We start from the raw sequence: 15,655 nt of genomic DNA on the forward strand, positions 1-15,655 counted from the left end.
GCATGATATAAAAAATCCTCTGACGATATTCGTACAGAGGATTTTTTGTTGGTCTTGCTGATTGGGTATTGCTTAAAACAAACCTACACCATTAAGCAGAAACATAAGGGAGGAGAGCCTCTAACGAATCTTTAACCAATTCAGATAAAGCTTGGTCGTTATCTCTGTACTGCAGTAATGGGGCTTCGCTTGCTTCAATGCTCTGACACAAACTGTACAGGGCAGATAAACCCAAGCTACCCGCAGATCCTTTAAGCTTGTGCGCCAAAGACTTCACTTCTCGTCCACTATCGGCTTCACTCGCCTCAACTAATTCATTCAAAGTAAGGTTGCTGCTCTCCTCGAAAAGCACAACGATTTGCTTCATTTTCTCTAAACCAAGAATCGATAGGTCACCCTCTATCACCTTGGAATCAATCAGTTTCACCGGAATGTCTCCTTCATCTAAAGCGTCAGTTGTCGTCGCGCGTTTCGTCAAAACATCAGCCAACTGTGTCGAGTGCAGTTCATCATAGTTGCTCTTAGTAACACGGTTACCGTTTTGCTTACAAACGGTATCGTTTGGATCGGGCTGAGGCAGCAACAGCGTGTGGCCGTCCAACTGCTCAACAATCAATTCCGACAAGGCTTCCTTCTCTAACGGCTTAGGTAAGAAACCATCGAAGCCAGACGACAAGTAGCTTTCTACTTCTTCGTTAAACACATGAGCCGATACTGCGATCATTGGTGGTACTTTTCGAATTACGTCTTCTTCACTCTCATGCTGAAGCGCATCGTCTTTGAGTTGTTGAATTAACTCGACGCCATCGCAGTCCGGTAAGTTAATGTCCACCAGCGCAATATCGAACTCTTGCTCACTGAATATGGCTCTCGCTTCTTGTCCTGTTGTCGCGATCACAACCTCGTGCCCCAAGTTATTCAAGAAGCCTTCAGCAACGATGCAGTTTACGGGGTTGTCTTCAATCAGAAGTACCTTAGCTCGAATACACGCTTCAATGACCGGTACTTTAGTTTCTATCTTCTCACCGGCTTCAAGTGGCAGTGAGAACCAGAACTGGCTACCCTCGCTTTCTTCAGAATGAACACCAATATCCCCGTTCATTGCCAGCATGATGCTTTTGCTGATCGCTAATCCAAGCCCTGTGCCACCGGTTTTGTTGCGACCGCTGTCGGTTTGAGTAAAGGCATCAAACAGACAAGCTTGTTCGCTAGCATCAATACCGACACCGGTATCTGACACTTCAAACATCACTCGATTTTCATCTTCGATATCTAAGCTAATAAAGATATCGACCGAGCCACTTTCCGTAAACTTAATCGCGTTACCGACCAAATTATTCAAGATTTGACTGATTCGCGTTACGTCACCACGCCAATAGCGTTGCACGTCGCTTTCAATATGGAAATCAAAATTCAGCTTCTTCTCACCGGCTCTCCCTTCCATCAACTGATAAGTATCTTGAACCATTTGATGGAGGTCGAAGGAAGCGACTCGGATCTCTAAATGACCCGCTTCAATCTTCGAATAATCAAGTACATCGTTTAAAATCGCTAACAGGTTCTTACCACTGCGGTTGATGATATCAGCATAACCAGACTGTAAAGGATTTAGGCCAGTGTCTTTAAGCAATCTCGCTGTACCTAGCACCCCATTCATTGGTGTTCTGATTTCGTGACTCATGGTCGCTAGGAAAACTGACTTTGCACGGCTCGCTTGTTCTGCAGCGTGACGAGCTTTGGCGTGGTTACTTACTTCGACATTCAGTTTTTCGTTAGTTTGTTGCAATTGATATGTGCGTTCAGTGATTAACTCTTCAAGATGCTCTTTGTGCTCTTCAAGTTCTCGTTTCGCTTTAGCTTCGCCCACAGCAACCACTTGCAACGCTTGAGCCGTATTTCTGGCGGTGATAATGGCTTCCCCCATATGAGCGAGTTCATCATTACCTTTTACTGAGATATCAATGTTTAAACGCCCTTGGGCGATCGACATTAATGCAGAGGAATACTCGGTAAGACGTTTAACTACTGAAATATAAACAACACGCCACACAATGAAAATCACAATAACCAGACCTATTATGGAGATAACCGAGAGCGACCATTGAGCCAAACTCAGAGTGGATGTCAGTTCATCTACTGCTTTCTTTGTACTCCGATTTGAATCATCAATAAGTTGATTGACGGTGGTATTTAATTGAGAAAATAACTGCAAAGTATTCTGCATTAAGAGTTCGGATTGTTTGTTGTTCTCATACCTCTCTAGAGCGATATCAAACACCACTTGTCGTCGCTTCAGTTCATCCAATAATTGGGCCATCTGCGCAGAACGAGTAGGATCCTCTACCGCTTTAACACGGCGTGCCATAACTCTCAGATTAGATTCGAATTCAGCTTTTATCTGATGAATACGCTCGACATTGGTAACGGTTTGAGTTTCTTCAATTTGATTAAGCATTTTAAAGGCTAGCAGGTGCAATTCATGCAACCGTTCAGATAAATCGAGATCAACCTCAACCAGTGCATCAAGTGCTTGGTAGGCTTTATCTGTCTCTTCGGTTTCTAGCAGATCGTAGATGTGTGTGACATTAGCTACAGCAATGGTGGCCGTATTTAAAACTTGAGTACGAGTTAATTGTTCAAGCTCTTCAGCGAGTAAACGCATCTCTTCAACACGAGACGACAGTTCTTTGGCGAGCCAAAGCTTACGCTTTACAGAGACACCAAGCTCAGCCAATGTATTGATAACACTTTGAACATTGTTTTCAAGTTCATCAAGCAGCTCGGAGTCAAAACTGTCACTCCCTAGTTCCTTGATATGTTGTAATAGCGCCTCAAGCTGATCAAACAAAACAGTGCCGGCTTTTTTTCTCTCTGCTTCATTTCTTGCATTGGAAAGTGTTTGTACAGACGAAATGATGCGATTACTCAATCCGGAAACCTGACGAGCTTCAATCATCGCAGGCAGTGCCGAATCAACAACGTTTCTCTCTGTTTTTGCTACAAAGCTAAATCCAGAAACACCGATCAATGCAGACAAAAGAACGAGCATCGCCATCACTAAAAATGAGGCTAGTAGCTTGCGTCCAATACTTGCTGAAGCTAATAACATAAAATCTAAACCTTAAAACGTTCTTCTCTACCCCTGCAGAATACGCTATATTTTGCAGTGTTTCTTATCTAAGACCAACAAAACGGCAATCCATGCTATTTAAACCTTTCGCTTCAAGACTTCTCCTAGCTTTGTTTACTGTAATAAGCAGTAACGCTAGTGCTAGCATGCTTCCAAGCCCGATAGAATCGGCTACCGCTGTAATCAAAAAAGAGAAAGTTTGTGCCATTTATCCGCACCTGAAAGACTCTTATTGGTTGTCCGTTAACTACGGTATGGTCTCGGAAGCAGAAAAACAGCAAGTCGAGCTAAAAGTTTTGGAAGCAGGCGGTTACCCCAACGCAACTAAACAAGCTTCACAACTGGTGCTTTGCACTCAATGGGGGGCCGACGCCATAATTTTAGGAACGGTTTCACCTGACGCTTACCACGATAACCTGACCGATTGGGTCGGCTCAACGCCCGTTTTTGTGACGGTCAATGAGCTTACCGTCAATAAAATTCAACAGAAGATATTGAAAGGTACAGTGGGCGTTGATTGGTATCAGATGGGCTTTCAAGTTGGGGAGTATTTAGCGAAATCACACCCTAAAGGTTCCGGCAAAACCCCCATCGCCCTGTTACTTGGCCCTCAAGCTAGCGGAGGCACCAAGCCGGTTGCTCTCGGCTTTTATGATGCGATCAAGACGAGCGATGTCGAAATCGCGATCAGCTATTGGGCTGATAACGATAAAGAACTACAACGAAACCTTGTCCAGCAAGTCATTGAGCAGCCTAATATTCAATATATTGTCGGAAGCGCGGTTGCTATCGAAGCGGCGATCAGTGAACTCAGAGCAGCAGGAAAAACAAATGAAATAGGTCTGATTTCGAGCTATTTGAGTCACGGTATCTACCGCGGTTTACTGCGTAATAAAGTCCTTTTTGCACCTACGGATAAAATGGTCGAACAAGGTCGCTTGTCACTCAAGCAAGCCATTAATTACTTGAGAGGGCAACCTTATGAGAAACACAGTGCTCCAGTTATTGAACCTCTCACTCCTGCCACATTAAAAGATCAAATTATTGCCGATTCATTGTCACCTTCTGAGTTTCGACCAGTATTCAGTGTGAATCCATAGTGATATATTGAGTTAAGCACTCAATAACAATAAAAATACGAACAATAATTAGGGAACATTCATGCAAAAAACAACACGTACTATGCCAACGCATAAGAATATCGCTTTGGTTGCTCATGACCACTTCAAACCAGAGCTACTAAGATGGGTTAAGGAAAACAAAGAAAAGCTGCAAAGTCATTTTCTATATGCAACGGGTACCACGGGTTCTCTACTCAGCAAAGAAACAGGCTTAGCAATCAAAAGTATGATCAGCGGCCCAATGGGCGGCGACCAACAGCTTGGCGCGCTTATTTCAGAAGGAAATATCGATATGCTGATTTTCTTCTGGGATCCACTCAATGCTGTACCACACGATCCAGATGTGAAAGCACTACTTCGTATTGCAAGTGTGTGGAACATTCCTGTTGCAACCAACCGTGCTACCGCTAACTTCCTATTTAATTCTTCATTGCTTGAAGAAGAAGTGATCATTGAGATCCCAGATTACGAAGCGTATCTAGCTGAGCGTACTTAATCGCACGTTACATGTGCTCTCTACTGAACAGACTAAAAAGCCTGCATTATCGCAGGCTTTTTTATGTCTCGTTTTCAGACATTAAACAGTTCAGTGAGTCTCTCTACTTCTCACTCCACACCGCCATCTCATTGCCACTTGGCTCTCTAAAATGGAAACGTCTGCCGCCGGGAAAGCTAAAGATCTCACGGTTTATCTGACCACCAGCATCAATCACATCGCGCTCGGTTTGCTCAAGATCTTGGCTATAGAAAACCATCAGCGCCGCGCCGTTATCCGTATTCGACGCCAGATCTGCCAAATAGAAGCCCCCCATTAAACCTTTACCTTCGAAAGCAGAATACTCTGGGCCATAATCTTCAAAACTCCAGCCAAACACAGCACTGAAAAATGCCTTAGTTTCGGCCATATCTCGTGCAGCAAATTCAATGTAGTTGATCGATCCATGTTCCATATCGCATCCTTCTATATTCAGGTTTGAGATCTAATTTTAGACGATAACGACAAGGTATATTACTTTTTGCGTATCACAGGGTAATCAGAACCGTGAAGCTCTTGCACAAAGCCAGAACCATCACCGCTATGCGTAATCCATACCTTCTCTTTAGCACGCGTCATTGCCACGTAAAATAGGCGTCTCTCTTCGGCATAAGGAAACACATCTGATGACTCAGTCAACGCGCCATCAATATGCAGTTGTTTCTTTTTCGCCGGAAACTGCCCTTCATCAACACAAAGAATAATCACGAAGTCGGCTTCTTTACCCTTACTCGCATGACAGGTCATAAAATGAAGATCGATCGAGGTATAGATCTTTTTCCAATCATCTAACAACTCTGGTTTGTGATAGTGGTTGCGACCAAGCAGCATCACTGATTTTTTGGTTTTACCTTTAGATTGACGGTTCAAATGGTCAAGGATCTTCTCAACTTCTTTACTTGGCGCACTGTACACCGCTTTCTGCTTCTGTTGCTTGAAGCTGTTCAGTTCTTTCGGAATCTGAATTGGATTTTCTTGTACAAAGCGATTGGCAACCGCACCGAGCTGATTGTTAAATCGATAAGTGGTATCTAGGTGATGAATAGTCGAGCTTTCAAAGCGGTCCTTAAAGCCCGTTGTTAAATCAACATCGGCCCCCGCAAACTGATAAATAGACTGCCAGTCATCGCCCACAGCAAAAATAGACGCTTGGTGCTGAGCTTGCGACTGATTACACAGCGCTTCAACCAAAGCAAGACGATCGGGTGAGATATCTTGGTATTCATCGATCATGATGAACTTCCATGGTGAGATAAATTTACCCTTTTCGACGTATTGAGTCGCACGGCTGATCATGATTGAGAAGTCTATATGATTCTGTTCTTTCAGTTCCTTTTGCCACGCTGTCACACATGGCCAACACAATGAGAGTTCACTATTTAAGCGCGTATAATCTCGGTGGTCGATGAGCTGTTGCTGTACTTCTTTCTTCGATAAGCCCGACGCGTTAAGCTGCTCAAGTTGTTTTTCTAACCAAGCAATCAATTTAAGATTCGATACGTGACTGCCAAGCTCATCATCACCAGTAAGATAAGCAATTGGCCATTTAGACAGGTGCTTTTGCCAACGCTTGAAATTAGTGGGTGTCATCCAGTGCTTTTTCAACCAATCAATACACCATGCTTGGCGTTGATTGTCGTCTAATGCCAGCGGAGAAATAACGACACGTTCAGTTTCAACTTCATTTAGGATCTTCAAACCTAATTGGTGGAAAGTACTAACTTGTACCTTCTCCGCTGATAATCCAATCTTGCTGGCGAGCCGCTGTTTCATCTCATCAGCGGCTTCACGCCCAAATGCAAGTAATAGAAGTTCTTCAGCTTGAGCTTGGTGGCTTTGCAATAGATAAGCAACACGAGCGGTTAGAACACTGGTTTTACCCGAGCCAGCACCCGCTAGAATAAGGTTATGATCATCGTTCATTAATACTGCGTATTGCTGCGATAAGTTCAGAGGAGATGACTCACACTGAGCAAACAGCACTTCCCAATTTTTTCTTTCTGTCTCTATCCATTGCTGGTTTCTATCAGCTTGCTTGCTCTCCGTTTCAGACAACCATGGCTGCATTCGAGCGATGCGGTGCGGCATACGTTGAGCGGCTTCTTCTAGCGTCATGGGCATACTTTGTAAATCCGAGTGAACCATGTCGACCCAGGAGTTAACTTTTGAATGAGGAAGAAAAGCAGGAAGTTGCTCAAGGCGTGTCAGTTCTGTTTCCCATTGAGGGACGTGTTCAGCAAGTTGCTCACACTGTGTATTATGCCACCTCTGATACGCAGCAACCGATACACGTGCAAATTGACGACACTGCTCCCAAGGTAGGCCTTGTACTAACCAACTGCGCTGTTTGCCATCTTGCTGATTCGCAAAGAACTGCAATGATCCCCAAAACAACCCACGCTTTATCGCGACCTTGCCACTCCAAATAGTAAACGGGATACGTTCTTCACTGCCTACTGAAGATAGCAATAGGCGTGGACCATCAAGTTCAACTTGATGATATTCATTTTGAATAAAAAACTGTGCAGTCTTGTTAGCGCTTAGCTGCATTGGAGCGTGCTCTTTAATTGGGAATGTTGAATTTATATCATGATGCAAAGAGAATTAATAATGTCTCACATCTTATCGACGTTTTCATGACCACCTAGGGACAATTATGGATAAGTATCAAATTCTTGTGCTTGATTTCTGTTAGGATTATGGTTTTAGTGTATTAAGTGAGCGACTGTGGACTTCTCTGTCAAATTACGCCTCTATTGGGCGAATAAAACCATCAATTACAGCGTGTTAATTCTCATCACTCTACTGGGTGTTGTTATTCCTGCTTGGTATTATGAACTAAACACACTCATCACGCCTTTAATTTTAGGGGTTATTGCTGCTGCACTAGCTGAAAGTGACGACAGCTTTACGGGTCGCTTAAAGGCACTCACTCTTACGTTTATCTGTTTTGCGATCGCCGCCTTTTCCATTGAGCTACTCTTCAACACACCTTGGTTGTTCGCATTAGGTCTTTTCGCATCAACATTCTCGTTCATTATGCTTGGCGCTATTGGACCGAAATACGCAAGTATCGCATTTGGCTCTTTGTTGATAGCCATCTATGCAATGCTTGGCGCCCACGAAAGCACTAACCTATGGTTTCAACCACTGCTGCTATTAACGGGGGCAGCTTGGTATTACTTTATGTCTATGATTTGGCAGATTATATGGCCAATGCAACCGGTACAGCAAAACCTTGCAACGGTATTTGATCAAATTGGAACCTACATGGACTCTAAAGCAGAGCTATTTTACCCTGTTTCTGACCTTATCCCTCAGCCACACCGTATTATCGAGGCCAAGCTGAATGCCAGTACCGTTAATGCACTCAACATGTGTAAAGCGACGTTGCTTAACCGCTCAAAGCGTGGACACATTGATGGCCCGAGTGACCGATTCTTAAATACTTATTTTATCGCGCAAGACATTCATGAGCGTGTGAGTTCCACCCACTATCGCTATCAAGAACTCGCGAAACATTTCGAACGATCTGATGTGTTGTTCCGCTTTAAGTATCTACTAGAGTCACAAGCAACCGCATGCAAAGAAGTGGCAAGTTCACTCAAGGTTGGGGCTGTGTACCAGCATGGCAATAAGTCTGTACTGGCACTTGATGAGCTGATGTCTTCACTCAATCATTTACACCAACAGAACAAGACAGAATGGAAACCACTGCTAAACCAACTAGGTTACTTATTCGATAACCTAGCAACCGTTGAAAAACAACTGTCGAATATCAGTAATCCAGACGCCGAAAAGTTAGAGGAAGGAGTCTTGGACGATACGAATCCACACACATTAACCGCAATGTGGCAGAAAATCAGAGCCAACCTACACAAAGATTCCATGTTGTTTCGTCACGCAATTCGGTTGGCAATCACTCTAACGCTCGGCTATGGCATCATCCAAGGCTTTGATATTGAACGTGGTTATTGGATCTTACTTACTACATTGTTTGTGTGCCAACCAAACTACAGTGCCACACGAAAAAAGCTGACGGCCCGCGTTATCGGAACTGTGGCTGGCTTGTTGATAGGCGTTCCACTACTGACCTTCTTCCCTTCTCAAGAAAGCCAGTTAGTATTCATTGTTATCAGTGGTGTTATGTTCTTTGCGTTTCGCATCAATAATTACGGCTTCGCAACAAGCTTCATCACATTGCTGGTATTATTCTGCTTTAATCAGCTCGGCGAAGGTTATGCCGTGGTACTGCCAAGGCTAGCGGATACGTTTATTGGGTGTGCCCTAGCCGTGCTCGCAGTGGTTTACGTGTTGCCAGATTGGCAATCAAAGCGACTGCACAAGGTCATGGCCGATGCTCTCGATTCCAATAAAAATTACTTAGACCAAATCATTGGCCAATACCGCGTCGGAAAAAAAGACACTTTGAATTATCGTATCGCTCGTCGCAGTGCACACAATAACGACGCTAATCTAACTCTGGTCATTAGCAGTATGCTAGCTGAGCCTGATAAATATCGTACTTCTGAAGACGATAGCTTTCGATTTCTGACCCTCAATCACGCTCTGTTGAGCTATATTTCTGCATTAGGTGCTCATAGAACTCGTATTGATGACGAATCCACACATAAACTTGTGTTGGATGCACATCGTGTCATACATGATCACCTCGACGCTCTGAATGACCAGCTCTATTCCTACCATGAGCAATGTGAAATCAAAAATACCTATGATCCTGAACTTGATAAGCGCTTGAGTGAGTGGCGAGAAGAAGATGAGGGGTCTGTTAGAATGGTTCTACAACAGCTGCATTTAATTTATCGAATGCTTCCGGAACTGCATACTTTAGCGACCAAGTTTGCATTTAAAGTCAACATTAATAAATACATCAACAAGGAAACTTCTTGATGAACAAAGTGCTGTAAAAATAGACAGATAGCACCAATCGCTCAAATTTCAATCATTACGTATAGTTATATATTGCTCTACCAACCCCCAAAATAGGTAGAGCAACAACTTTCCTACCCTTGTTGTGAAAGGGCTGAATCGCTTTTACATTATAAATAATTTTTTGATTTTAACTGACAAAACTATAACTTTGCCTAACACTTCCCGGACAAAAAACGACCAAATAGATTTATAGTTGTCTTAATTTTAGGAAACTGCAAACTTCAAATAATATTCACTTAATCTTGTTTGATTTCCTGAATCAGTAGTCTATGCTCAACTAAGCATATGGATTTGAAGCAAGGTCACATTATGAATACACAACAATTTGAAGCGTTCAAACAACAGATACAGCATCTTAACCCGCAGCAATTAAAGGCGCTGCAAGGGGAGATCGATGGTAATCTTGAAACGGAAAAGCAAACTCTTCTTACCGATGAAGAGCTAAATGTACTAAACGACCTGTTCAGTTAATAGACAGACGTCACTATTTTAGCTTAAGTATACCGTTTCACTATAAATATCATTCCTTAACCATTGCGCTCAAAATATAGTCCACCTAGACTTAATCAATACGTCAATTAAAGGTTCTGCTATGTCGATATCTGGTATTCAATCTGGTTACGCCATTATTCAGCAGTCAACCAAAATGGCTGAAGAAGCCGCTATCGAGCTCAACCAAGCCTCCAAAAACGTTCCAAACTCCGATGATGCTTTCAAAAGCAGTGATCTCAGCTTTAACCAAGTAGAGTCTGAGCAATCCACTTCGTTTAAAGACAAAGAACCAGAACCCGTTTCGCCCTCGAGTGATCCCTTACTCAAGCTGACCCAAAGTGCCAATTATAACCGTGTTGGTGCGAGTGTCGTTGATCGTCAAAACGAAGCTATCGGCAGTCTTCTAGACATCCATATCTAAACTACACTTACATTTCGTACTTTTTTGATGTTCTAAACCAGTTTGATTCAACGATTTTTGACGCTTTTTGACACGATAAGCACACAAACTGTAACTCATTATATCTGACGCTTGTTTCTGGCTTATTACTCGGTAGAATCAGCGCAAACCAATTTGCTGCACAAACTTCACTTCATACTATTTATGCCAAAACTAAATCTGCATCGCCGTGACTATGTTTCTATTTTAGGAGGCGACATCTCCGCAGACGAATTAGAAAAAAAGCTTCAACCTCACTTTGAAAAGCCAGTAAACAAGCTGACACCGAGCCCCTATCTGACAGAAAAAAACCTTACACGTCGCTGGGCGGCCCTTAATAACGCAGAATCACAACAAGAGCTGCTCGATACTCATACTGAAAGTCAGATTCAAGCTTATGAAAAAAACATCGAGCACTTTATTGGAACAGTGAAAGTGCCTGTCGGTATATCTGGCCCACTAAGAGTGAATGGTCTGTTTGCTGAGGGCGATTATTTGGTGCCGCTTGCAACGACGGAAGCTGCACTTGTTGCGTCTTACAACCGTGGTTCAAAGCTGATCACCGCTTGTGGTGGCGCAAGTGCGATGTTGCTCAATGAAGGTGTAACACGTACCCCTGGTTTTGCATTCCGAGGGTTAGTTGAAGCGGGACAGTTTGTTGCTTGGGCTGTTACTCAATATGAACAGTTTAAAGCCTTGGCAGAAGCCACCACTTCACATGGCAGACTTACCGACATCAATATCAACATCGAAGGCAACCATGTTTACTTGGTGTTTGAATTCCTAACTGGAGATGCTTCTGGTCAGAACATGGTGACAATTGCCACTAATGCAGTATTTGAGTACATCATAGAAAACACGCCGGTTAAACCCGAGCATGCTTTCCTTGATGGTAATTTGTCGGGTGATAAGAAAGCCAATACCCAAACCTTACGCAGCGTTCGTGGTAAAAAGGTAACCGCTGAAATCAATATTCCTGCTGAGGTTATCGCAAAGTATCTACACACCACACCAGAGAAGATGGTCCAATTTGGCCAAATGACTACAGTGGGTGGCGCTTTGAGTGGTACTATCGGTATTAATGCCCATTATGCTAATGCACTGGCTGCACTTTATATCGCTTGTGGCCAAGACGCGGCGTGTGTTGCTGAATCTGCGATTGGTATGACGCGTATGGAGCTAAATAAAGAAGGCGGACTTTACGCTAGTGTTACACTGCCGAACTTGATGCTGGGTACGGTTGGTGGCGGTACAAGCCTCCCTAGTCAAAAAGCTTGTTTAGATCTATTAGGGTTACATGGCAACGGAAAGTCACAAGCGTTAGCAGAAGTTTGCGCGGTGCTGTGTTTAGCAGGAGAACTTTCTATTGTCGGTGCTTTCTGTGCGGGTCATTTCTCGCGAGCTCATCACAAGTTAGCACGCTAATTTCGGTTACAAACCTTAAAACCTAAACTGTCCAAGTATTGAGTGAGTTGTAAATGGATTACTTACATTTATCGAGAGTGAACCTTAAGCACCTCACTGCACTTCATATTATGCTGGACACTCATAGTGTTACTCAAACTTCTGAGCAGCTTTGTGTGAGCCCTTCAAGTGTGAGTAAAAACCTTTCTCAACTGCGTGACATCTTAGATGATGAGCTATTCTATAGAGATGGCACCAAGTTGATTCCGACACCATTTGCACTGAAAATCGCTCCTACTGTACATGCAATTCTAGCCAGTATGAACGGCTTACTTCATCAAAAAAGCTTTGCCCCGCAAGATTACCAAGGCAACTTTTCACTTTCGATGCGTGAAAGTACCTTTGAGGTGTTCGCCTCGAAGATAAGCAGAATAACGACGGAACTCGCCCCCAAAGCCAAGCTAACTATCTATTCAAAACAACAACTCGGCTTCGATGCATTATTAAGTGGCAAGATCAATTTGGTTCTACTGCCTCATGACATTTCTCAACCCCCGACAAACAACAAAGAATTAGTCTGGAAAACCATACTTCAAGATGAAATGGTTTGCTTCATGGGCGCACACCACCCACTTGCCCGACAGGAACTGACTGTTGAAGGTTACTTAAACCATAAACATATTGGGATCCTAGACAACGAACTGTCTCAGCCTTACTTTGAACAAAATCTAGTTCAATGCCACCAGCCAAGAAAGGTGGCAATATCGGTAGCAGATTTCGGTGCTGCGGCGGTGTTATGTCACCACACACCGTTCTTGTTCACTTGCTCTAAACAGTGGGCTGAAAATGCAAAACAAGCACAAGGCTTAGTGAGTAAGCCACTTCCTTTTGATTACGGTAAGGTGGCGTACAGCCTAGTATGGAACAAACCAAACATGAATGACCAAGCGATCAAATGGCTGTGTGACTTGTTCTTAGAAGCCTAGGATTGTGCTAGAAGCCGATCTAACTAACGAGACTAGTGTTTATAAAAGACTCGATTTTAATAAAAGATTAGGTATAAACCTCAGGTGTTTGCATCTGCCTTTGAACGATAGCGTAGAGCTTGTCGTGAAAGCTCTGCATTTGTTGCTCTGTACATTTAGACCACTCTAATGCTTCACCAATTACGCCATGATGTTGAAAGGCATTCAATCGAATACGAACATCACTTGGCAAGCCTTTTAAGTAATAACCGACCTGCTCTACCTCAATATCGAGGTCACTTTTATTGGGGATATGCAGCAACCTAACTTCGTGTAGTTTTCCTTTATCTGCAAGGTAGTTAATGGTTTCAAACACCCTATGATTCCCTCTGCCAACTAACCATAGATGGGTTTCCGATTGCCATGACTTTAAGTCAATCATCGCGCCATCAAGGAAAGGCAACACTTTTTCCCACCCTTGTTGTGGCAGCGAACCATTACTGTCAATAAAACACGTTAAGTGTGCTAACTGCGAATCGCTTTTGATTGCTTGAAACAATTCGATAATAAACGGCAGTTGCATGGTCGCTTCACCGCCCGAAACGGTAATACCACTCAAGAAAAATTGATTGTGCCTAACGAGTTCAAGTACCTCCGAGACCGTCATCGATGTAATTCTCGGACTCGATTTATGATTACAGATATCAATGCACTGATCGCAATTGGTACAGGCAGACGGAGCCCACTTCACTTTGCCATCAACAACGCTTAGTGCACCGCTTGGACACCCGCTGACGCAGTCCCCACAATGATTACAGTGATTAATGGTGTGTGGGTTATGACAAGTAATACAATCAAAATTACAGCCTTGTAGAAACAGTACTAGACGATTTCCCGGCCCATCAACACAAGAAAAGGTCAGCACACGGCTGACCTTCGCTTGTTTTTCTGTCTTATTGTTATTAACCCTAGCCATTTGAGTTGTTAGATCAGAAATTTTCATTATTGATATTGTTTGGTTATGGATATAGTTAGATTAAGGTTTTATTCGTACATTGGCGACATCTCTAAGCTCGCCACACGAGGTTTACGCTCTAAGATACCCGTGTTCTTCGCAGCTTCGGCTCCTAAGAAAGTCGTGTTAGTGCGAGAGCCTCGCTCGTCATATTTAGCAATGTCTGAAAGCTTAATCATGTAACCCGTCACACGAACCAAGTCGTTTGATGCCACGTTAGCGGTAAATTCACGGTAGCCCGCTTGAATCGCGCCTTTACACAGGTTGAACATCGCTTCAGGGTTAGATTTCACTGTTTCCTCGATGGTCAGAATGTCACTGATACCCGAGGTGTAAAACTTGTGGTGATCTGCTGTAGCACGAACATAAGCGACAGGATCTGGCTCCGAACCATAAGGAATACGCACACCTGGTGTTACATCTTCATCTAAGCTGATACCGCCTTGAGCGTGCAACAGAGCCCGGCCTTCCAGCCCATACTTCACTTCAGAGCTATCAACGATCTCAGCCAGTTTTTCAGAGATACGGTAACCGAGTTTATTAGCCTGTTCATCGTGGCCATAGCGCCCTGCTTTGCCTTCTTTTTCCATCAAGATGTTAACGGCTTCCGCCATGCCATAAATACCAAACATTGGCGCAAAGCGGTCTTCTTCGATCAAACCTTCTTTGGTCAAGAAACCTTCGAAGAAGTTAGACTCTTCATGTAAGAAACGGCTACGCGCGTTCATCAGTTCGACCATGATGTCACTGTAGTTAGGCAATACGTGCTGTAAGAAATCATCACTATCCTGACACTTCAACGCCACTTGCTTAAGGTTCATACGCACTAAGGTGTTTGAACCACCCGCTAAAGGCAGAGAGTTATAGCAGCTTACAATGCCAAAACGCTTGTCGCCGTAAGCTTCGGCATGCGCTGGATAGTTGGCAATGTGCGGTTTACTGCATTCACAGATATTGCTCGCCGCGTGACGAAGCAGATCATCAGGAGTGACAGTTGGGTCATACATAAAGGTCAGGTTTGGCGCGATCTGCTTCAGTTCAGCATCTACGCGCAAAATCGTACGGCAAATAATATTATCTGTCGGGCCGATATTGACGTGCATGAAGGCATCTGGCAGTGTGCGATCCAGCATGATCCAGAACAGCTTAAGCTTTTGATAAATCTGCTCTTCCGTTAAGTCGCCAACGAAAGGCATCAATACATCGTCCAGTTGACCTAAGTAAACCGGAATGGAAGTCACTGATGGAACGTGATGATAAAGGATGGTCAGCATGTTCAATGCTTCGTCGAAATTAGTTGCCGCGCTAAGCTCTAAATACTTTGAGCCTTGATGTAAGTATTTAGAATAGTCTGGAAGTACATAGCGCGGCTTAAATGGGGCGTGACCTTCAAACATGTCACATAGCACACCTTCTTGTAAGGCTTGCTCTACTTCATTGCTTACCGACATATACGGCAGGCTCGCTTCAGCTTCTAAGGCAAGATAGTGCGATTTCTGTTTTGGAGACAGATTGGCATCTGAAATGATAGTGCTAAAGCGTTGTTGTTGATCTGAAAGTGGTGAAGAAGTAGATGGCGCAGGCTGGTGGCTCATGATTAA

The 15,655-nt window shown here is 43.6% G+C and carries 12 protein-coding genes; 7 read left to right on the forward strand and 5 right to left on the reverse strand.

What is annotated here, in order from left to right:
- Nucleotides 1–91: 91 nt before the first annotated feature.
- Entirely contained in the window at nt 92–3,109 is a 3,018-nt protein-coding gene (torS, locus tag OCV24_RS20360) for a TMAO reductase system sensor histidine kinase/response regulator TorS (protein ID WP_150878931.1), read from the reverse strand.
- A 92-nt stretch (nt 3,110–3,201) separates the two neighbouring features.
- Here torS and torT point away from each other — a divergent pair, with 92 nt between their 5' ends.
- A complete protein-coding gene (gene torT, locus OCV24_RS20365) occupies nt 3,202–4,230 on the forward strand; it encodes a TMAO reductase system periplasmic protein TorT (protein ID WP_029627309.1) in 1,029 nt (342 codons plus the stop codon).
- Nucleotides 4,231–4,291: 61 nt separating this feature from the next.
- A complete protein-coding gene (locus OCV24_RS20370; RefSeq protein ID WP_017058525.1) occupies nt 4,292–4,747 on the forward strand; it encodes a methylglyoxal synthase in 456 nt (151 codons plus the stop codon).
- A gap of 103 nt (nt 4,748–4,850) precedes the next feature.
- On the opposite strand, the gene OCV24_RS20375 is transcribed toward OCV24_RS20370, so the two are convergent.
- Together OCV24_RS20375 and helD are read right to left on the reverse strand one after the other, a co-directional pair.
- Nucleotides 4,851–5,201 (reverse strand): VOC family protein, encoded by a 351-nt coding sequence (locus tag OCV24_RS20375; RefSeq protein WP_017058526.1) that lies wholly within the window; start codon nt 5,199–5,201, stop codon nt 4,851–4,853.
- A gap of 59 nt (nt 5,202–5,260) precedes the next feature.
- Complete coding sequence (gene helD / locus OCV24_RS20380; RefSeq protein ID WP_136979858.1) at nt 5,261–7,336, reverse strand: DNA helicase IV; 2,076 nt, start codon at nt 7,334–7,336, stop codon at nt 5,261–5,263.
- A 177-nt stretch (nt 7,337–7,513) separates the two neighbouring features.
- Between helD and yccS the strand changes: the two genes are divergently transcribed.
- The 5 genes from yccS to OCV24_RS20405 all read left to right on the forward strand — a co-directional run bounded on the left by yccS (nt 7,514) and on the right by OCV24_RS20405 (nt 13,060).
- Entirely contained in the window at nt 7,514–9,697 is a 2,184-nt protein-coding gene (gene yccS, locus OCV24_RS20385; protein ID WP_017058528.1) for a YccS family putative transporter, read from the forward strand.
- Between the two features lie 327 nt (nt 9,698–10,024).
- Complete coding sequence (locus tag OCV24_RS20390; RefSeq protein WP_017058529.1) at nt 10,025–10,210, forward strand: hypothetical protein; 186 nt, start codon at nt 10,025–10,027, stop codon at nt 10,208–10,210.
- Between the two features lie 121 nt (nt 10,211–10,331).
- Nucleotides 10,332–10,652, forward strand: coding sequence for a hypothetical protein (locus tag OCV24_RS20395; protein ID WP_150878929.1), 321 nt, complete (start codon nt 10,332–10,334; stop codon nt 10,650–10,652).
- 183 nt (nt 10,653–10,835) lie between these two features.
- Nucleotides 10,836–12,095, forward strand: coding sequence for a hydroxymethylglutaryl-CoA reductase (locus OCV24_RS20400; protein ID WP_029627310.1), 1,260 nt, complete (start codon nt 10,836–10,838; stop codon nt 12,093–12,095).
- A gap of 53 nt (nt 12,096–12,148) precedes the next feature.
- Nucleotides 12,149–13,060, forward strand: a complete 912-nt coding sequence (locus OCV24_RS20405) for a LysR family transcriptional regulator (RefSeq protein ID WP_150878927.1) — start codon at nt 12,149–12,151, stop codon at nt 13,058–13,060.
- A 67-nt stretch (nt 13,061–13,127) separates the two neighbouring features.
- Here OCV24_RS20405 and OCV24_RS20410 read toward each other — a convergent pair whose 3' ends face one another.
- Both OCV24_RS20410 and OCV24_RS20415 read right to left on the reverse strand, forming a co-directional pair.
- On the reverse strand, nt 13,128–14,042 hold the full coding sequence (locus tag OCV24_RS20410; protein ID WP_046223952.1) for a YjjW family glycine radical enzyme activase: 915 nt from the start codon (nt 14,040–14,042) through the stop codon (nt 13,128–13,130).
- A 41-nt stretch (nt 14,043–14,083) separates the two neighbouring features.
- Nucleotides 14,084–15,649, reverse strand: a complete 1,566-nt coding sequence (locus tag OCV24_RS20415) for a YjjI family glycine radical enzyme (RefSeq protein WP_046223953.1) — start codon at nt 15,647–15,649, stop codon at nt 14,084–14,086.
- Nucleotides 15,650–15,655 lie beyond the last annotated feature (6 nt).

The sequence above is a fragment of the Vibrio kanaloae genome (assembly GCF_024347535.1).
In the GTDB taxonomy this organism is placed as follows: Bacteria; Pseudomonadota; Gammaproteobacteria; order Enterobacterales; family Vibrionaceae; genus Vibrio; species Vibrio kanaloae.